16 protein-coding genes and 1 pseudogene are annotated in these 17,398 nt (G+C 59.8%); 7 read left to right on the forward strand and 10 right to left on the reverse strand.

The window, feature by feature from the left end; all coding sequences use genetic code 11:
- Nucleotides 1-70 precede the first annotated feature (70 nt).
- Nucleotides 71-673, reverse strand: coding sequence for a hypothetical protein (locus ACXX83_RS18090; protein ID WP_458549230.1), 603 nt, complete (start codon nt 671-673; stop codon nt 71-73).
- Between the two features lie 211 nt (nt 674-884).
- Here ACXX83_RS18090 and ACXX83_RS18095 point away from each other — a divergent pair.
- Nucleotides 885-962, forward strand: a pseudogene (locus ACXX83_RS18095) (hypothetical protein); the annotation flags it as partial.
- Between the two features lie 36 nt (nt 963-998).
- Complete coding sequence (locus tag ACXX83_RS18100) at nt 999-1,724, forward strand: 4'-phosphopantetheinyl transferase family protein (protein ID WP_458549231.1); 726 nt, start codon at nt 999-1,001, stop codon at nt 1,722-1,724.
- Between the two features lie 124 nt (nt 1,725-1,848).
- Here ACXX83_RS18100 and ACXX83_RS18105 read toward each other — a convergent pair whose 3' ends face one another.
- Together ACXX83_RS18105 and ACXX83_RS18110 are read right to left on the reverse strand one after the other, a co-directional pair.
- Entirely contained in the window at nt 1,849-3,459 is a 1,611-nt protein-coding gene (locus ACXX83_RS18105; protein ID WP_217836141.1) for an ATP-binding protein, read from the reverse strand.
- Nucleotides 3,456-4,178: a response regulator gene (locus ACXX83_RS18110; RefSeq protein ID WP_007980115.1), complete on the reverse strand. Its 723-nt coding sequence runs from the start codon at nt 4,176-4,178 to the stop codon at nt 3,456-3,458. Before ACXX83_RS18110 ends, ACXX83_RS18105 begins: the two co-directional genes overlap by 4 nt.
- Nucleotides 4,179-4,918: 740 nt before the next feature.
- On the opposite strand from ACXX83_RS18110, the gene ACXX83_RS18115 reads away from it, so the two are divergent.
- Nucleotides 4,919-7,810, forward strand: coding sequence for a ribonucleoside-diphosphate reductase subunit alpha (locus ACXX83_RS18115; RefSeq protein WP_015096468.1), 2,892 nt, complete (start codon nt 4,919-4,921; stop codon nt 7,808-7,810).
- 248 nt (nt 7,811-8,058) lie between these two features.
- Here ACXX83_RS18115 and flgE read toward each other — a convergent pair whose 3' ends face one another.
- From flgE to ACXX83_RS18145, 6 genes are all read right to left on the reverse strand, one after another.
- On the reverse strand, nt 8,059-9,390 hold the full coding sequence (gene flgE / locus ACXX83_RS18120; protein ID WP_217836142.1) for a flagellar hook protein FlgE: 1,332 nt from the start codon (nt 9,388-9,390) through the stop codon (nt 8,059-8,061).
- 31 nt (nt 9,391-9,421) lie between these two features.
- Nucleotides 9,422-10,144, reverse strand: coding sequence for a flagellar hook assembly protein FlgD (gene flgD / locus ACXX83_RS18125; protein ID WP_095963681.1), 723 nt, complete (start codon nt 10,142-10,144; stop codon nt 9,422-9,424).
- A gap of 15 nt (nt 10,145-10,159) precedes the next feature.
- Nucleotides 10,160-10,603 carry a flagellar basal body rod protein FlgC gene (flgC, locus tag ACXX83_RS18130; RefSeq protein WP_007937507.1) on the reverse strand — a complete coding sequence of 148 codons (444 nt, stop codon included), beginning with the start codon at nt 10,601-10,603 and terminating at the stop codon, nt 10,160-10,162.
- Between the two features lie 3 nt (nt 10,604-10,606).
- On the reverse strand, nt 10,607-11,014 hold the full coding sequence (gene flgB / locus ACXX83_RS18135; RefSeq protein ID WP_217836143.1) for a flagellar basal body rod protein FlgB: 408 nt from the start codon (nt 11,012-11,014) through the stop codon (nt 10,607-10,609).
- A gap of 371 nt (nt 11,015-11,385) precedes the next feature.
- Entirely contained in the window at nt 11,386-12,213 is an 828-nt protein-coding gene (gene cheR, locus ACXX83_RS18140; RefSeq protein WP_007980127.1) for a protein-glutamate O-methyltransferase CheR, read from the reverse strand.
- A gap of 45 nt (nt 12,214-12,258) precedes the next feature.
- Nucleotides 12,259-13,191, reverse strand: a complete 933-nt coding sequence (locus ACXX83_RS18145; RefSeq protein WP_015096472.1) for a chemotaxis protein CheV — start codon at nt 13,189-13,191, stop codon at nt 12,259-12,261.
- A gap of 83 nt (nt 13,192-13,274) precedes the next feature.
- Between ACXX83_RS18145 and flgA the strand changes: the two genes are divergently transcribed.
- The 4 genes from flgA (at nt 13,275) to ACXX83_RS18165 (ending at nt 15,884) form a co-directional block, all read left to right on the forward strand.
- On the forward strand, nt 13,275-14,033 hold the full coding sequence (gene flgA, locus ACXX83_RS18150) for a flagellar basal body P-ring formation chaperone FlgA (protein WP_458549234.1): 759 nt from the start codon (nt 13,275-13,277) through the stop codon (nt 14,031-14,033).
- Between the two features lie 168 nt (nt 14,034-14,201).
- On the forward strand, nt 14,202-14,528 hold the full coding sequence (gene flgM / locus ACXX83_RS18155) for a flagellar biosynthesis anti-sigma factor FlgM (RefSeq protein ID WP_095963677.1): 327 nt from the start codon (nt 14,202-14,204) through the stop codon (nt 14,526-14,528).
- Between the two features lie 48 nt (nt 14,529-14,576).
- Complete coding sequence (locus ACXX83_RS18160) at nt 14,577-15,044, forward strand: flagella synthesis protein FlgN (protein WP_458549236.1); 468 nt, start codon at nt 14,577-14,579, stop codon at nt 15,042-15,044.
- 93 nt (nt 15,045-15,137) lie between these two features.
- Nucleotides 15,138-15,884, forward strand: a complete 747-nt coding sequence (locus ACXX83_RS18165) for a flagellar brake protein (RefSeq protein ID WP_217836146.1) — start codon at nt 15,138-15,140, stop codon at nt 15,882-15,884.
- A 63-nt stretch (nt 15,885-15,947) separates the two neighbouring features.
- On the opposite strand, the gene ACXX83_RS18170 is transcribed toward ACXX83_RS18165, so the two are convergent.
- A complete protein-coding gene (locus tag ACXX83_RS18170; RefSeq protein ID WP_458549237.1) occupies nt 15,948-17,330 on the reverse strand; it encodes an MFS transporter in 1,383 nt (460 codons plus the stop codon).
- Nucleotides 17,331-17,398: the final 68 nt, after the last annotated feature.

Consider the following 17,398-nt stretch of genomic DNA (forward strand, 5'->3'; position numbering starts at 1 on the left):
AATGGCTAACAGGGCAACGCCGGATCAGTCACTCGGGCTGATCCGGCGCAGGCCGTTCACGAAACGCTTGTCAGAAAGCGTAGTTGGCGGACAGGTAAGTCTGGGCGCTGCTGGTCAGGTCCAGCGAACCCTGCTTGCTGCCACCGCGCTCACTCATCTCGGTGCTGGCGTTGCTGCGCAGGTAACGGTAACCCAGTTCAACCGAGGTGTTCTGCGAAACCTGTTGCAGCACACCCACCTGGCCACCGATGGCGTAGCCGATATCACTGTCGCGGCTGAAGCCTGGCGACTCCTGGGTCATTTTGGTCAGGCCCGCCGTGGCGCCGCCGAACAATTTGGTGCTGCCGCCCACCGGGTAGAACATATCGTAGCTGCCCAGGAGGTTTTCCTGACGCAGTTTAATGCCGTTGTGCGAGCCCGACACGTTGTCGTAAGTGGCGTAGTAACGGCCCTGGCTATTCTGCTGGCCCAGACGAACACCCCAGGTGGTGTCCTTGCCGATCACACCATCGGCGCTCGGGTGATTGAGGCTGTCGTTCAGGGCGTGGGATTTTTTGATCTTGTCGCTGGTTTGTCCAAGCGTAAGGCTGGCGAAGTTGTCGTCGGAGGCGAAGGCTGCGGTGCTTGCGCCCAGAACCGTGAATGCCAGAAGCAGTTTTTTGAATGCAGTCATTGGGGAGTTACCTCATGTGCCGTTTGTTTTTGGGGTACGGGGCAAGGTTACGCACCGCGCCCTGAACTCCCCCTGAACGCACTCTGAACCTGAGCTGAACCGCCCTTTCCCGAATGTTTCGACACGTTTCAACAGGAGACCCGACCCTGCGCATGTTCTTCGTTGCCCTTCTGCTGGCCTTGAGCGGGCTCAGCCAGGCTGCCATCCCAGTGCAAGGTTCCAGGCCGGGCTCGAACTACTGAAAAAACAACCGCAGACCGATCCACTTAAAATCGCCGCCATCGGCTACTACCCAGTCCCAAGCCAACCCGGCAAAATGCCTGACATGAATTCAACCCCCGCCCTGCCCGTCTGCTGCACACCCCTCGATGACCACTGGCCGCTGCCGTTGGTGTTGCCCGATACGGTCCTGTTGAGCACTCACTTCGATAGCGCCCGACTGGCCAGCGATGACTTTCAGCGCAGCGCAGTGGAGGTGCCGGCGAGCATTCAGCGCTCTGTCGCCAAACGGCAGGCGGAGTTTCTCGCCGGGCGGGTGTGTGCCCGGGCCGCGTTACAGCGTCTGGAAGGTCTGAGCGTCATTCCGGCCATTGGTGAAGACCGGGCACCGGTCTGGCCTGCTCATATCACGGGTTCGATCACCCATAGCACGGGCCGGGCCGCGGCGATTGTCGCGAACAAAAGCCATTGGCGCGGCCTGGGCATGGACCTGGAAAACCTGCTCAATGTCGAACGCGCCGAACGCCTGGCCGGGGAAATCCTCAACCCGCCGGAGCTACAGCGCATGGCGCTCGGTCCTCGCGAGCAACGGGCGTTGCTGGTGACCCTGACGTTCTCGGTCAAGGAAAGCCTGTTCAAGGCACTCTATCCGATGGTTCAGCAACGGTTTTATTTCGAGCACGCCGAAGTGCTTGAGTGGCGTGAGTCGGGTGAGGTGCGGTTGCGACTGCTCACGGATTTGTCCCGCGAATGGCGCAACGGCACCGAGCTGGATGCGCAGTTCGGGGTCAAGGATGGGCAGTTGTTGAGTCTGGTCAGTATCAAGGCCTGAGGGTTTTCGGTGCTTGGCAGGGCCCCTTCGCGAGCAAGCCCGCTCCCACAGGTTTTGTGTCGTACACAAGTCAACTGTGGGAGCGGGCTTGCTCGCGAAAGCGGTTGAACATTCAACGGAAATCTCAACGCTTCTCCTGATTGCGCGGCCAGCTCAGGCTGAAACACGCCCCACCCAGACTCTTGCTCTTGCCGATCAACGCACGCCCGTCATGCCAATGGATGATGCGCCGCACGATCGACAACCCCAGCCCATGCCCGCCCGACGCACGGGTGCGGCTGTCGTCCAGACGCAGGAACGGCGTAAAGATCTTCTCCCACGCCGACTCCGGCACCCCCGGTCCGTCATCCTCGATATCCACCCGGCAGCGTTGCTGCCCCACCTGATAGCTGATGGTCACCCGTGATTGGGCATGGCGCATGGCATTGCTCACCAGGTTCTGGATCGCCCGGTGCAGATAACGTGGTTCGGCCTCGACCCAGGCATCGTCGTTATCAGCGGCCGACAGGCACAAACCCCGCTGTACCGTGACGTCGGCACGCAACGGCGCCAGTTCCTCAATCACCTGGTTGACCAAGGCATCCAGATCGATCCGCTGGAAGTTCAGTGCTGGAGAACCCTGTTCAAGGCGAGCGTAAGTCAGCATCTCGTCCACCAAACGGTCGAGATCCTCGATGTCGTTGTCCATGCCCTGGCAGTATTTTTCCAGGGCTTGCGGCGTGGTGGCCGAGCCGATCATCTCCAGGCCAAAGCGCAGGCGCGCCACCGGCGTGCGCAATTCGTGGGACACCGCGCGCACCAGTTCGCGCTGGATCGCCAACAACTGCTGCAAGTGCTCGGCCATGCCGTTGAACGCCGAGGCCAGCCGTCCCACCGAGTCCGCGCCGCGCGCTGGCACGCGGGTTTCCAGGCTGCCCTGGGCAATACGCGTAGCGGCGGCCTCCAGGCCACGCAAACGCCGCTCGAGCTGGCGCACCAACAGATAAACGATCAAACCGATCAGCGTCAGGCCCAGCGCGGCGATCAGCACCAGCCATTGCGGGGGATAAGGATTCATCTGATACAACGGGCCGATTTCCAGGACCCACGGTGTTCCGACCATGCCGGCAAACACCCGGATCGAATCGCCTTCCTTGCCCAGCGCCATCACGGTGTCGCCCTCGGACACCCGGCGGCTCTGGTCTTCGTCCATGTCCGCCTCGTCAACCGTGACCAGGCGCAGGTCGAAGCCAAAGCCCTTGTCCTGCTTCAATTGCGCCAGACGCAGGGGCTGATCGGCAACGGGGGTGCGCACCAGTTCATCGGTCAACAGGTAGATGGTCGCCCGGGCCAGTTGCTCGCTGATCTGCTGCACTTCCCCGGTCAGCATCAACTGTTCCTTGTCGCTGACCAGCTTGTAGACCTTCGCCGCGTGCGGGCCGGTCTGCTCCACCAAAGCCTGGCCGCGCAACACACGAGTGCGCTGGGTAAGGTCCAGGTCAGTCTCGGCAAAGGTTTTCAACGCCAGCGGAATGCCCAGCAACCGCTCCCACACCAGCAAGGCCCGATGGCGCTCGGTCTGGTTCATCGGTTGCAGGTTGTCGGCCATCAGCGAAAACGTGCCGTGGGCCAGGCGCTCGCGGTATTGCTCGCTGCGCACCTGGTTGAGCAGGTGCAAGGCCAGCACACCGAGCACCGCCACCAGAATCAGCGCGGCACACATGCCGCCATAGATACGCAGGAAGATCGAGTTCACAGGGTCTGGTCTACGCAAGCCTCGGGAACGAACAGATAGCCTTTGCTACGCACGGTCTTGATCAGCCGTGGATGCTCCGGGTCATCGCCGATCTTGGGGCGGATGCGCGAGATGCGCACATCGATGGAACGGTCCTGACCGTCATAACCGATACCTCGCAGCGCAGTGAAGATCTCTTCCCGGGAGAGAATGCGCCCGGCATTGGCCACCAACAGCCAGAGCAAGTCGAATTCGGCACTGGTCAGTTCGATGCCGTTGCCCTGCAACCAGGCCTCGCGCAAGGCGTTGTCGACGATCAGCGGGCCGAACTGCAGACGCCGCTGTTTTTCCGGGGCGACTTCAGGCGTTTCGCTACGGCGCAGCAGGGCCTGGATGCGCGCCAGCAGCAGGCGCGGGCGTACCGGTTTGCAGACATAATCGTCAGCCCCCAGGTCCAGGCCGAGAATCTGGTCGGTATCATCGGTGCGGGCGGTGAGCATCAGGATCGGGCCGTCATAACGGGCGCGAACCTTGCGGCAGATGCTCAGGCCATCTTCACCGGGGAGCATCAGGTCGAGGATCACCAGGTCCGGTTGTTCCTTGATAATGCGGTTCGCAGCGAGGGCGCCATCCCCTTCGATCGACACACGCAGGCCATTGGCTTCCAGGTAATCGCGGGTCAGCTCGGCCAGTCGCTGGTCATCCTCCACAATCAATACCTGCCAGGCTTCTTGCTCCACGGGTGACCTCTGCTTGCCAAAACCACTAATAAGGAAGGATCCGCCCGTTTTCTTGTAATGATTCGGGGGGACAAATATGTATACACGCTGGGCCGAATGTATAAACGCCGCCCGTCGAGAACACAAGCGGGTAAATGCGTTCGGACAACGCGGTTTTTTGTGATAGGGTTCGCGCCCTTAAAAATCCGACCGACCGTTTTCGATCGCAGAAAATCGCTGAAAAAAGGTCCGGTCCAGCAGCGTCGCGGCCTACACGCTGGTTCCCTCTTTCACACACAATTTACGCACAGGTTTATCCACAGGTAGTACGTTGCAATCCCCCCCTAAAACGCATTATCTTGTAGCCCGGCGCTAAAAAAACCCTAGATATAGGGTTTTGCGCGAAAAACCAAACACAAACCAGACACCAATTTCAAGCGCTTTTATTGCCTCTGTCCGGTTGAACCAAACGTATTTTCGAAAGACCAAACCGCGCATGCGGATGGCTACTGTGTTTCGGCCCCGAGTGGTGAAAACGGTACGGGTGTTGCAGTCCCAACTGTCACCTGCAAAGGACCATGGTTTCAGGCCCAAGGCGTGAGACCAAAGACTTCGGCATGGAAGCGGCGCCCCATAAAGCCCCCTTCCTACTGTCCCGAAGTTGTTATGCCCGGCGCTCGCCGGTTGTAGTGCTTCAGGACGGAACGGTGGGCACCGTGATGGTGCCCAAACAAACATAGAGAATGTGGAGACACTCCCCCATGCAAACCGACACAACTCGCGAGAACCCGCAGGGCACCTTGCCGCAGGCCGCTGATTCGAATTCGGATCTGTCCGCCACCGCGCCTGGCCAACTGCGCGTGATCAAGCGTAACGGCACTGTCGTTCCCTACACCGATGACAAAATCACCGTCGCCATCACCAAAGCGTTTCTCGCAGTTGAAGGCGGCACCGCTGCTGCCTCGTCGCGAATCCACGACACCGTTGCCCGCCTGACCGAACAGGTCACCGCGACCTTCAAGCGTCGCATGCCATCGGGCGGCACCATCCACATCGAAGAAATCCAGGACCAGGTCGAACTGGCCCTGATGCGTGCCGGCGAGCAGAAAGTCGCTCGCGACTACGTGATCTACCGTGATGCCCGTTCCAAGGAACGTGCCGTTCGTACCACCGAAGAGCCGGTACAAGCGCACCCGTCGATCCGCATCACCCGTGCCGACGGCAGCCTGGCGCCGCTGGACATGGGCCGCCTGAACACCATCGTCACCGAAGCGTGCGAAGGCCTGGAAGAAGTCGACGGCGACCTGATCCAGCGTGAAACCCTGAAGAACCTGTACGACGGCGTGGCCCTGACCGACGTCAACACCGCCCTGGTGATGACTGCCCGTACCCTGGTTGAACGCGAGCCGAACTACTCGTTCGTGACCGCCCGCCTGCTGATGGACACCCTGCGTGCCGAAGGCCTGGGCTTCCTCGGCGTCGCCGAAAGCGCCACCCACCACGAGATGGTCGACCTGTACGCCAAGGCGCTGCCGGCCTACATCGCCAAGGGTATCGAGTACGAACTGCTGAACCCTGAGCTGGCCTCCTTCGACCTGGAAAAACTGGGCAAGGCGATCAACCACGAGCGCGACCAGCAATTCACCTACCTGGGCCTGCAAACCCTGTACGACCGTTACTTCATCCACAAGGATGGCGTGCGTTTCGAACTGCCGCAGATCTTCTTCATGCGCGTGGCCATGGGCCTGGCGATCGAAGAAAAAGACCGCGAAGCCCGTGCCATCGAGTTCTACAACCTGCTGTCGTCCTTCGACTACATGGCTTCGACCCCGACCCTGTTCAACGCCGGTACCCTGCGTCCACAGCTGTCGAGCTGCTACCTGACCACCGTGCCGGATGACCTCTCGGGCATCTACCACGCGATCCACGACAACGCCATGCTGTCGAAATTCGCGGGCGGCCTGGGCAACGACTGGACGCCGGTTCGTGCGCTCGGTTCGTACATCAAGGGCACCAACGGCAAATCCCAGGGCGTGGTTCCGTTCCTGAAAGTCGTCAACGACACCGCCGTTGCCGTTAACCAGGGTGGCAAGCGCAAAGGCGCTGTGTGTGCCTACCTGGAAACCTGGCACATGGACATCGAAGAGTTCATCGAGCTGCGCAAGAACACCGGTGATGACCGTCGTCGTACCCACGACATGAACACCGCCAACTGGATCCCTGACCTGTTCATGAAGCGTGTCTTCGATGACGGCAAGTGGACCCTGTTCTCGCCATCCGAAGTGCCGGACCTGCACGACCTGACCGGCAAGGCCTTCGAAGAGCGCTACGAGTACTACGAAGCCCTGACCGAGTACCCGGGCAAGGTCAAGCTGTTCAAGACCATCCAGGCCAAAGACCTGTGGCGCAAAATGCTGTCCATGCTGTTCGAAACCGGCCACCCGTGGCTGACCTTCAAGGACCCGTGCAACCTGCGCAGCCCGCAGCAGCACGTCGGCGTGGTCCACAGCTCGAACCTGTGCACCGAGATCACCTTGAACACCAACAAGGACGAGATCGCCGTTTGCAACCTGGGCTCGATCAACCTGCCGAACCACATCGTCGACGGCAAGCTGGACACCGCCAAGCTGCAACGCACCGTGAACACCGCCGTGCGCATGCTCGATAACGTGATCGACATCAACTACTACTCGGTGCCGCAAGCGAAGAACTCCAACTTCAAGCACCGTCCGGTCGGCCTGGGCATCATGGGCTTCCAGGACGCCTTGTACCTGCAGCACATCCCTTACGGCTCCGATGCTGCCGTCGATTTCGCCGACAAGTCGATGGAAGCGGTCAGCTACTACGCGATCCAGGCGTCCTGCGACCTGGCCGACGAGCGCGGCTCGTACGAGACGTTCCAGGGTTCGCTGTGGTCCAAAGGCATCCTGCCGCTGGATTCGCAACAGATCCTGATCGAGGCCCGTGGCCAGAAGTACATCGATGTCGACCTGAACGAAACCCTGGACTGGGCACCGGTTCGCGCCCGTGTACAGAAAGGCATTCGTAACTCCAACATCATGGCCATCGCACCGACCGCGACCATCGCCAACATCACCGGCGTATCGCAGTCGATCGAACCGACCTACCAGAACCTGTATGTGAAATCGAACCTGTCGGGCGAATTCACCGTGATCAACCCGTACCTGGTTCGCGACCTCAAGGCTCGCGGTCTGTGGGACTCGGTCATGATCAACGACCTGAAGTACTACGACGGTTCGGTGCAGCAGATCGAGCGCATCCCGCAGGAACTCAAAGAGCTCTACGCGACCGCCTTCGAAGTGGACACCAAGTGGATCGTCGACGCCGCCAGCCGTCGTCAGAAGTGGATCGACCAGGCTCAGTCGCTGAACCTGTACATCGCCGGCGCCTCGGGCAAGAAGCTGGACGTTACCTACCGCATGGCCTGGTACCGTGGCCTGAAAACCACTTACTACCTCCGTGCCCTGGCCGCGACCAGCACCGAGAAGTCGACCATCAACACCGGCAAGCTGAACGCTGTTTCCAGCGGCGGCAACCACGGTGAAGATTCGGTCCTGGCAGCGCCTGCCGGCCCTGCTCCAGTGCCGAAGGCTTGCGCCATCGACGAGCCGGATTGCGAAGCTTGCCAATAAGCTGAGCCGACAAGCGCCGCAAGGCGCTTACTCGAAACCCCCGATCTGCCTCTGGCGGGTCGGGGGTTTTCTTTTGCCTGTCTGTAGGAGCGAGCTTGCTCGCGATGGTCTGGAGGGCGCCGCGTGTATCCAGACAGCACGCGTTATCGTTAACGACCATCGCGAGCAAGCTCGCTCCTACAGGTCTTTCTTTCGAGCACAAAAAAAGCCCCTCTTTCGAGGGGCTTTTTATGCGGCGCTATCCAGCATCAAGCCATCTGAATGATGGTCTGCATGATGGTGCTCTCGGTAGAAATGGTTTTGGCGTTCGCCTGGTAGTTGCTCTGCCCCTTGATCAGGTCGACCAGTTCGTTGGTCAGGTTGACGTTGGACTCTTCCAGGGAATTGGAAACGATCGACCCCAGGGTGCCAGTCTGCGGCGCATCGTAGCCCGGGATACCCGAGGTGTAGGTTTCTTTCCAGCTGGAGCCGCCTACCGGCTGCAGGCCTTGCTCGTTGGTGAAGCTGGCCAGGGAAATCTGGCCGATCGGCTTGGTCTGGTTGTTGCTGAAGTTGGCCAGCAGCACACCGCTGCCGTCGATGGTCAGGTTGGTGATCTGGCCAGTGGCATAACCGTTCTGCGATGGAATCGAACGCGCGGTGTCGGCGTTGAACTGGGTGGTGTTGGCCATGGCGATGGTCAAGCCAGCCGGATCGGCTGCGGCGCCGTTGGCTGTCCAGACGCCATTGGTGACACTGCCCGGAGTCCAGTTGGTGATCTTCAGGTCACTGCTGATCACCGAAGTCGGTGGCGTGGTTGGCGGCGTCACGGGTGTGCTGACCGAAGTCAGTTTGCCGGTGGCATCGAACGACATGGTCGAAGCAATCGGAGCGGTAACCTTGGGATCACTGCCATCGGGGTTGCGACCATCGATCAGGGTGTAGGTGTCCCAGGTGTTCGCGCCAGTCTTGACCATGTATTGATCCATGGTGTGCTGGTTACCCTGAGTATCGAAAATCGGGGTACTGAACGACTTGGTAAAGGTCTCGGTCTTGGACGGGTCGAACTTGTTGGCCGCAACCGTCTGGTCGATCACCGGCGACGTCGAGTTCAGGTTGATCGTCGACGACACGTTGCTGGTGGACTTTGGCGCCAGGTTGGAGGTGTCGATCCGCAGGTCGGTCAGCACGCCGTTGACAATCTTGCCGTTGGAATCCACACCGTAGCCTTGCAGGCGGGCAGTACCGTCGCTGTTGGTAACGTAGCCGTCCTTGTCGGTCTTGAACGTACCGGCACGGGTGTAGGTCAGCGAACCGTTGTTGCTCAGGACAAAGAAACCGTTGCCCTGGATACCCATGTCGAGCACGTTGCCGGTGTTGCTCACGTCACCCTGGGTGAACTGCTGGGAAACGTTGGCCAGGCGCACGCCGTTGCCGACGGTCTTGCTGCCGGTGCCCAGGCGAGTCGCCGAGTACACGTCTTCGAATTCTGCACGGGACGATTTGAAACCGGTGGTCGCGACGTTGGCGATGTTGTTGCCGGTCACGTCCAGTTGTTTGTTGGCTGCAAAGAGACCGCTAAGGCCGATATTGAAAGACATCATCCACTCCTTTATGCCGGGTTAGTCGGCTTTACATACCAATGGTTTGTACTTTGGACAGGGCAACGCTGCCCAGCCCGGCCAGATTGAGCATCAACTCACCGCCGGTCTGGCTGATGGTCACGCTGTTGACGGTCGCGGGCAGGTTGGTGATCAACGCGACGGACTGGCCATCGATCGTGGTCGTGGCGCCGAAGGTGTAGGTGCCCGCAGGTACCGTCTCACCCGCATCGTTCTTGCCGTCCCAGATGAAGCTGGCGTTGCCGGCCTTCTGCGAGCCGAGGTCGATGGTGCGCACGGTCTTGCCCGTTGAATCGGTGATCTTCAGGGTGGCGGACGCCACCGAAGACGGCACCACCACCGTGCCGCTGAGGCTCTTGGTGGTATCGACCACAGCCTTGTCGCCCGGCGCGATGACCGAACGGCCGACCAGCGACGACGCCTGCAAGGCCTGGGACGAGTTGTAGTTGCTGGCCAGGCCGCTCACGGTGTCGTTGAGCGTGGTGATGCCTTCCAGGCTGCTGAACTGCGCCAACTGGGCCACGAACGCACCGTTGTCCTGAGGCTCCAGCGGGTTCTGGTTTTTCAACTGGGTCACCAGCAACTGCAGGAACGCATCCTTGCCCAGGGCCTGGTTGCCCGAGGCGCTGCCGGCTGCCGAGGCGAGGCCGTCAGTCGTGGTGTTGGTCTTGATCGAAGAGTTGGCCAGGATGTCGTTGAGGCTCAAACCACTGGTGGAATCGGTAACACTCATCTGAGTCGCCCCTTATCACTGACCGAGAGTCAGGACTTTCTGCATCATGGTTTTGGCGGTGTTCATCATTTCGGCGTTGGTCTGGAACGAACGGCTCGCGGAAATCATGTCGGCCATTTCTTCAACCACGTTGACGTTCGGGTAGTAGACGTAGCCCTTGGCATCGGCGGCCGGATGGTTCGGTTCGTAGCGCGCCTCGAGATTGCTCTGGTCTTCGACCACACCCAGCACCTGCACGCCTTGGCCGGCGGCGTCCTGGTTCTGGAACAGCGAGTCGCTGCCGCCGCTCTGGCCGCCCTGGAACATGGTGGCGAACACCGGGTGACGCGCGCGGTAGGTCTGGTCGATGCTCGACGAGACGGTCTCGGCGTTGGCGATGTTCGAAGCGACGGTGTTCAAACGCGTGGTCTGCGCACTCATGCCGCTACCGGCAATGTTGAAAACACTGGATAGAGACATGGCTTACTCTCCGCGCAGGGCTGATACCAGCCCTTTGAATTTGCTATTGAGCAGGGTGAAGCTGGCCTGGAAATTGACCGCGTTTTGCGCGTAGTTCGATTGTTCCAGCTGAGCGTCCACGGTGTTCTGGTCGATCGACGGTTGCATCGGCGTGCGATACAGCAACGACTCGTCGCCATTGCCCAGACCTTCAGCTTCGATATGACGGTTGTTGGTCATGTTCAAGGCGAAGGTGCCGCTTTTGGTTTTCTCGTTCTGCTCGGCGAGCACTTTCGAGAAGTCCAGGTCCCGAGCCTTGTAGTTCGGGGTATCGGCGTTGGCGATGTTGTTGGCCAGGACTTCGGCACGCTGGGCGCGGAAGCCCAGGGCTTGTTCGTGGATACCGAGCGCTTTATCGAAGCTGATGCTCATGTCGGGAAACCTTCGGGTGACCTGATTTTTCGTAGGATCAACTTAGCAAGCCCCATGCCAATTCAAAAAAGCCCGGAAACCGGGGCTTTGCCGGACATGGCAACGCGGCAATGCCAGAAAAGCGGCAACGGTTTTCCGCCGCCTGCCGCTTTTCTGCCGCTTGATCCACTTTCGAGAGCACCACCTAACAACTGTGGGAGCGGGCTTGCTCGCGAAAGCGGTGCGTCAGGCAAAGTTGATATCGACTGACACGACGCCTTCGCGGGCAAGCCCGCTCCCACAAGGGGTGTGGTGATTTCAAATGATCATTTGCAGGCATAAAAAAACAGGAGTCCCTGAGGACTCCCGTTTTTATCCGCGCCGCTTTTGCATCACTTCGCCTGGTAAATGATCCCCGGGCTGCACTGGACCATCTGGTAATGATCCGGCAAACCGTTCAACGCTTCGGAAGCGCCGAGGAAGAGGTAACCACCGGGCTTCAACGTGCTGTGGATGCGCAACAGGATGTCCTTCTTCACCTCGGCGGAGAAGTAGATCAGCACGTTGCGGCAGAACACGATGTCGAACTTGCCGAGGCTCGCGTAACTGTCCAGCAGGTTGAAAGAACGGAATTCCACCCGGCTCTTGATCGGCGCCTTGATCGCCCAGCGTCCCGGCCCTTTCGGGTCGAAATAACGCTGCAGGCGCTCGGGCGACAGACCGCGGCCGATGGCCAGGCTGTCGTACTCGCCGGTCTTGCAGTTGTTCAGCATGGTGCCGGACAGGTCGGTGGCAACGATCTGTACGCCCATCCTCAACTGGCCCATGTTGACCCGTTCGAACTCGTCGATGGACATCGACAGCGAATACGGTTCCTGGCCCGACGAGCAAGCCGCCGACCAGATACGCAGACGCTGGCCAGGGCTGGCCTTGATCGCTTCGGGAAGGACCTTGTTCTTCAAGACTTCAAACGGGTAGGTGTCACGAAACCACAGGGTTTCGTTGGTGGTCATGGCATCCACCACCTGTTCGCGCAAACCGCTGCGCGGCTGGGTCTGCATGCGCTGAACCAGCTCCCCCAAAGACTTGATGCCTTGCTGTTCCATCAGTTTGTTGAGACGGCTGGAGACCAGGTACTGCTTGTTTTCACCGAGCAAAATGCCACAGGCTTTTTCCAGGAATACCCGGAACTGTTCGAAATCCAAATTACCCGTAGACAATGATGCCGCCTCTTAAATCGTGTTGACTGCCAGGGGCGCAGGCCCCTAGCTGATATCTGCTGCTTTGATCCGGTCGACTACCCGGGATGCCAGGTCATCAGGACGGAATTTGGCCAGGAAGTCATCGGCACCGACCTTCTTGACCATCGCCTGATTGAATACCCCCGACAACGAAGTATGCAGGATGATATGAAGCTTTTGCATGCGCGGGTCGTTGCGGATTTCCGCCGTCAGGGTGTACCCGTCCATCTCCGGCATCTCGATGTCGGAGATCATCATCAGGAACTCTTCTTCCGGCTTCTTGCCCTCATCGACCAGTTTGCGCAGGTAGTCCAGCGCTTGCCGACCGTCGTTCAACGCCACCACTTCGACGCCGACCGTTTGCAGGCAACGCGTGACCTGCTTGCGCGCCACCGAGGAATCGTCGACCGTCAGCACGCGCAACGAGAGCGCCTTGTGCTGGGTTTCAACGTCCACCACGCCGACGGAAATCGCTTCCGGCGTCGGAGCCACTTCCGCGAGCACCTTCTCGACATCGATGATTTCGACCAACTGATTGTCGACCCGCGTCACCGCGGTCAGGTAGTGATCGCGCCCGGTGCCCTTGGGTGGCGGATGGATCTCCTCCCAGTTCATGTTGACGATGCGCTCCACCGAGCGCACCAGGAAACCCTGGGTCTTGGTGTTGTACTCCGTGATGATCACGAACGGATTGTTCTTGTCCTTCAACGCACCGGAGCCGGTCGCCATCGCCAGATCAAGGATCGGAATGGTCGCCCCCCGGATGTTCGCCACGCCGCACACGACAGGACTGGACTTGGGCATCAACGTCAATTGGGGGCATTGCAGCACCTCCCGAACCTTGAACACGTTGATCCCGTACAGCTGCTGGCCGTCGAGACGGAACAACAACAGCTCAAGGCGATTCTGCCCCACCAGTTGCGTGCGCTGGTTTACCGAATCCATTACACCAGCCATGCCCAGACTCCTACACCAACGCCAAGTGTTGTTGCGACGCGCCTTCATCACTAAACGGCACGGCGCTTGCTTTTTTAATCGTTATGAACACAGAACCGACATTATTTCGACGCCTGACCACACCCTACCGCAAATTACTCGGCGTGCTGGCGGCTGTTTGCCTGTTCAACACTGGCAGCCCTGCCCTTGCTGACGCGGTTACCTTGCCTGACATGCTTATCGGCGTCACTCAGGGCTTTCTTGAATTCACCGTAGAGGACTATCTGGCGACCAGTCAAACGGAAGGTCGCTACGAGATCCAGGTCAACCCGCTCGACCCGCGCATGCACATGCCCATGTGCGACAAGGAATTGACAGCAACGCTCGAGAGTCCCAGGCCGCTGGGACGGGTCACGGTCAAGGTCCGCTGCGAGGGTGCCTCCCCCTGGACTGTCTTCGTACCCGCTCAAATCCGCCTGTTTCGCGATGTCGTGACCAGCGCCCGACCACTGCGCCGTGCCGCCATTGTCGAGCCTGGGGATGTGGTGCTGCGCGAGCGCGATATCAGCCTGATAAGCCAGGGTTACCTGACCTCCCTCGACCAGGCGATCGGGCAGCGACTGACCCGACCAATGGTCACAGACCAGGTGATTACCCTGGTGCATATCGAACAGGCGGAGGTGATCCGCAAGGGTGATCAGGTGGTGATTACCGCCCGCAGCGGTACGCTCAGCGTGCGCATGCCCGGCGAAGCCCTGTCAAACGGCAGCCTCAGCGAACAGATCCGGGTGAAGAACCTCAACTCCCAGCGAGTCATCAAGGCGCAGGTCATGGCGCCGGGGCAGGTGGAAGTGTCCATGTAAGGCGCTCTGTTCATCGGAATGTGGCGCTTGCCGCGGCTGTTCCCTAGACTGTGCTCCATGCAGGGCAAGCGCTGACGCGCGCGAGGTTCATTGATAAATGAGCCTAAAGTTTTCCAGGGAATGGCCGAAACCATGGCAAGCGTCCAAATTCCCAGAGGTTTTTTTATCATGGTCATCGATTTCAGCCGTTTGAACAGCTCCTCGTCCCTTACGGGCAGTACACGTACCAGCGCCAGCAAGGAAAGCGCCGAAACCGGCAAAACCGCGCCGCTGGAATCCGCGGCCGAACAGGCCGGTACCGTTAACAGCGGGGAATCGGTACATCTCAGCAATGAGGCTCAACAGTTGCAGAAGGTCAATGACAAGCTGCGCGATCAGCCTGCCGTCGACAAAGCCCGGGTGGCCGAGTTGAAAGCAGCGATTGCCGATGGCAGCTATAAAGTCGACAGCAACCGTGTAGCCAGCAAACTGCTCAACTTCGAAGCCCAGCGCTAGGCCAACGCCGGCGCCAGGCTTTTGGACGCTTAAAACCCAAGGCCAGCCATGCACGACACCAATTTACTGCAACTGATCACCGACGACTTTGCTCCAGCGCAACAACTGCTGGAATTATTGCAGACCGAATCCCTCGCCTTGCATGGCCGTGACATGCCATTGCTCGAGGACATCCTGGCGCAGAAACAGGCATTGGTCGTCCTGCTCGAACAGCATGGCCGCAAGCGCAGTGAAATTCTCGCCAGCCTCAACCTGCCGACCAACCGCGGCGGGCTGGAGCAACTGGCCAGCCAGTCAAGCATTGGCGACCAGTTGCTGGCGCAAAGTGACGTGCTGACCGATCTCCTGGCCCAGTGCCAGGCCATCAACGCCAACAACGGCCAGTCGATCATCACTCAGCAGGCCGCTACGGCCACCCAGCTGAAAATCCTCACCGGTGGTGAAACTCCGGCGCTTTACGATGCCAGCGGAACATTCTCCAAGCTTGCTAAGCCGCGCCCGCTCAGTCAGGCTTAGGCCGCTTGATGTGCCCGCTCTATCCAAGACGCGAAAGATGCTGGCAAAATGCTGGCTAGCCGTAGTCAAATTTTGCCTGGAGATTGATTAACCGTGTCCAATGCCTTATCCGTGGATGATGCTCCGCAGCCACCCAAGGTGCTCTCCACGCCCTTGGAAATCTCCAGCAATCTGCGCCAGCTGCTCGAAAGCCATGACCCGCTGATCATCACGTTCCACGAGCGCAGCCAGCGCTTCCAGAGCTATCTGGTGGACCTGGACCGTGACAGCAACATGATTGCCCTGGACGAAATGATTCCTCGCGATGGCGAACGCTACCTGATGGCGGGCGAACCCTTCAGGGTCGAAGGCTTCCACGAAGGTGTGCGCATTGCCTGGGAAAGCAACGGCCAATTGAAGATCGACGAATCCGGTGGCAGCCGCTGCTATCGCGGCACTCTGCCCGATGAAGTGGTGTACCACCAGCGCCGCAATGCATTCCGCGCGGCACTGAAGCTGGCACAACTGGTCAACGTCAATCTCGACGGCGAAAAGCTCAAGGCCCCCATCAGCGGCAAGCTGCTGGATATCTCCGCTACCGGCTGCAAACTGCGTTTCGACGGCGACATCACGGGCAGCCTGCAACTGGGTCAGGTGTACGATCGCTTCAACGCCGACCTGCCCTTTGGCAAGATGACGGCTCCAGTCGAGTTGCGTTATCTGCACTTCGAAGAAAAGATCTCCACCACCTTCGCCGGTGTTCGCTTCCACAACATGAGCGGACTGGTGCAGCGTCAGGTCGAACGCTTCGTCTACCAGTTGCAACGTGAAGCGCGCCGCTTCGACAAAGACGACATCTGATAGACACCTCCACAAAAAACGGGCAGTCCCTTGCGGTGACTGCCCGTTTTTTTTGCCCCGGCTTTAAGGCCTGGCCTCGCTGAAGTTAGGGTCCCGCCCTGTATCAGGGTCTTGCGGCGGCTGATCTGTTTCAGTTTCGCTGACAGCTTCAGGTTCTGGCTCAGGCTCTGGCCCGGTACTCACCGGAGTGTGCATCTGATCCTGCACCACCTGCTCATCAACACGCGGGTCGAGGCAGGCCACCAGTGGCGAACTCGTCATATTGTCCGGCATGGCCACGTGATGCAGCGGCGCGTCGTCGACCTGATGCAGGTTGGTCACCGCTTTCGGGCGAATCCGCCACACCAGCACCAACGAAAAGAAACTGAAGAACGCATAGAGCATCTGGCTGCCAAACAGCTTCATCAGCACACCTGCCACCAGCGGCCCGATACTCGCACCCACGCCATAGGTGACCAGCAACATCGCCGTCAGGGACACCCGGCGATCACCTTCGACATGGTCATTGGAGAACGCCACTGCCAACGGATACAGGCAGAACTGCACCAGCGAGCAAAGGAACCCGGCGATGAACAATACCTCCAGCGGCACCTGCGGCATGATCGCCAGCGGCAGGGCAGCCAGTGCCAGGCTGAACGCGAAACTGCGGATCAGCACGGCCCGATCGTAGCGGTCGGACAACCAGCCCAACGGCCACTGCACCAGCAGACCGGCAAAAATGCAGCTACCCATGAACAGACCGACCTGCTCCGTGGACAACCCTTGCTGCGAGGCATACAGCGGTGCCAGACCGTAGAACGAGCCGACAATCAGGCCCGCCCCGAGCACCGTACTCAATGATTGCGGGACACGCTTGATAAAGAACCGTGGCTCCATCGGTGCAGGATGCAAGGGTGCAGGGTGAATCCGCCGGGTCAGGGCCACTGGCACCAGACACAGGGCAAAACACAGGGCGACCAGCATCAGCAGCTCCAGCCCCAGCGCCGGGTGCATGACCAGAATCAACTGCCCCAGCACCAGGCCCAGGTACGAAGCGATCATGTAACCGCTGAACACCATGCCTCGCTGATTGGCATCGGCCTGCTCATTGAGCCAGCTCTCGATCACCATGTACTGGCACATCATGCCCAGACCCACTATGACCCTCAGGAACAGCCAGGCCGGCAGCCAATCGACCAGGCCATGGCCCAGCACCGCCGCGCCGACGATCCCGGCACAGGCCGAGTAGGCCCGGATATGCCCGACCCGGGCAATCAAGCGGTGACCGATCTTGCCCCCCAGCACCAGGCCGAAATAGTTGGCGGCCATCAACGCACCGACCCACAGGCTGTCGACATTGTCGGCCGCCAGACGCAGGCCCAGGTAAGTACTCAACAGGCCCGAGCCGATCAACATCATCAGCGAGGCGAAATACAGTGCTCGAAAGGATTTCCAGATTTGGCGCATCGGCGTTCCGAGCGGCTCCTTGCAGTGAGAATCGGCTATCGCTAAACGATAGCCGGATGTCGACAGAT

It is taken from the genome of Pseudomonas sp. GNP012, assembly GCF_054343835.1.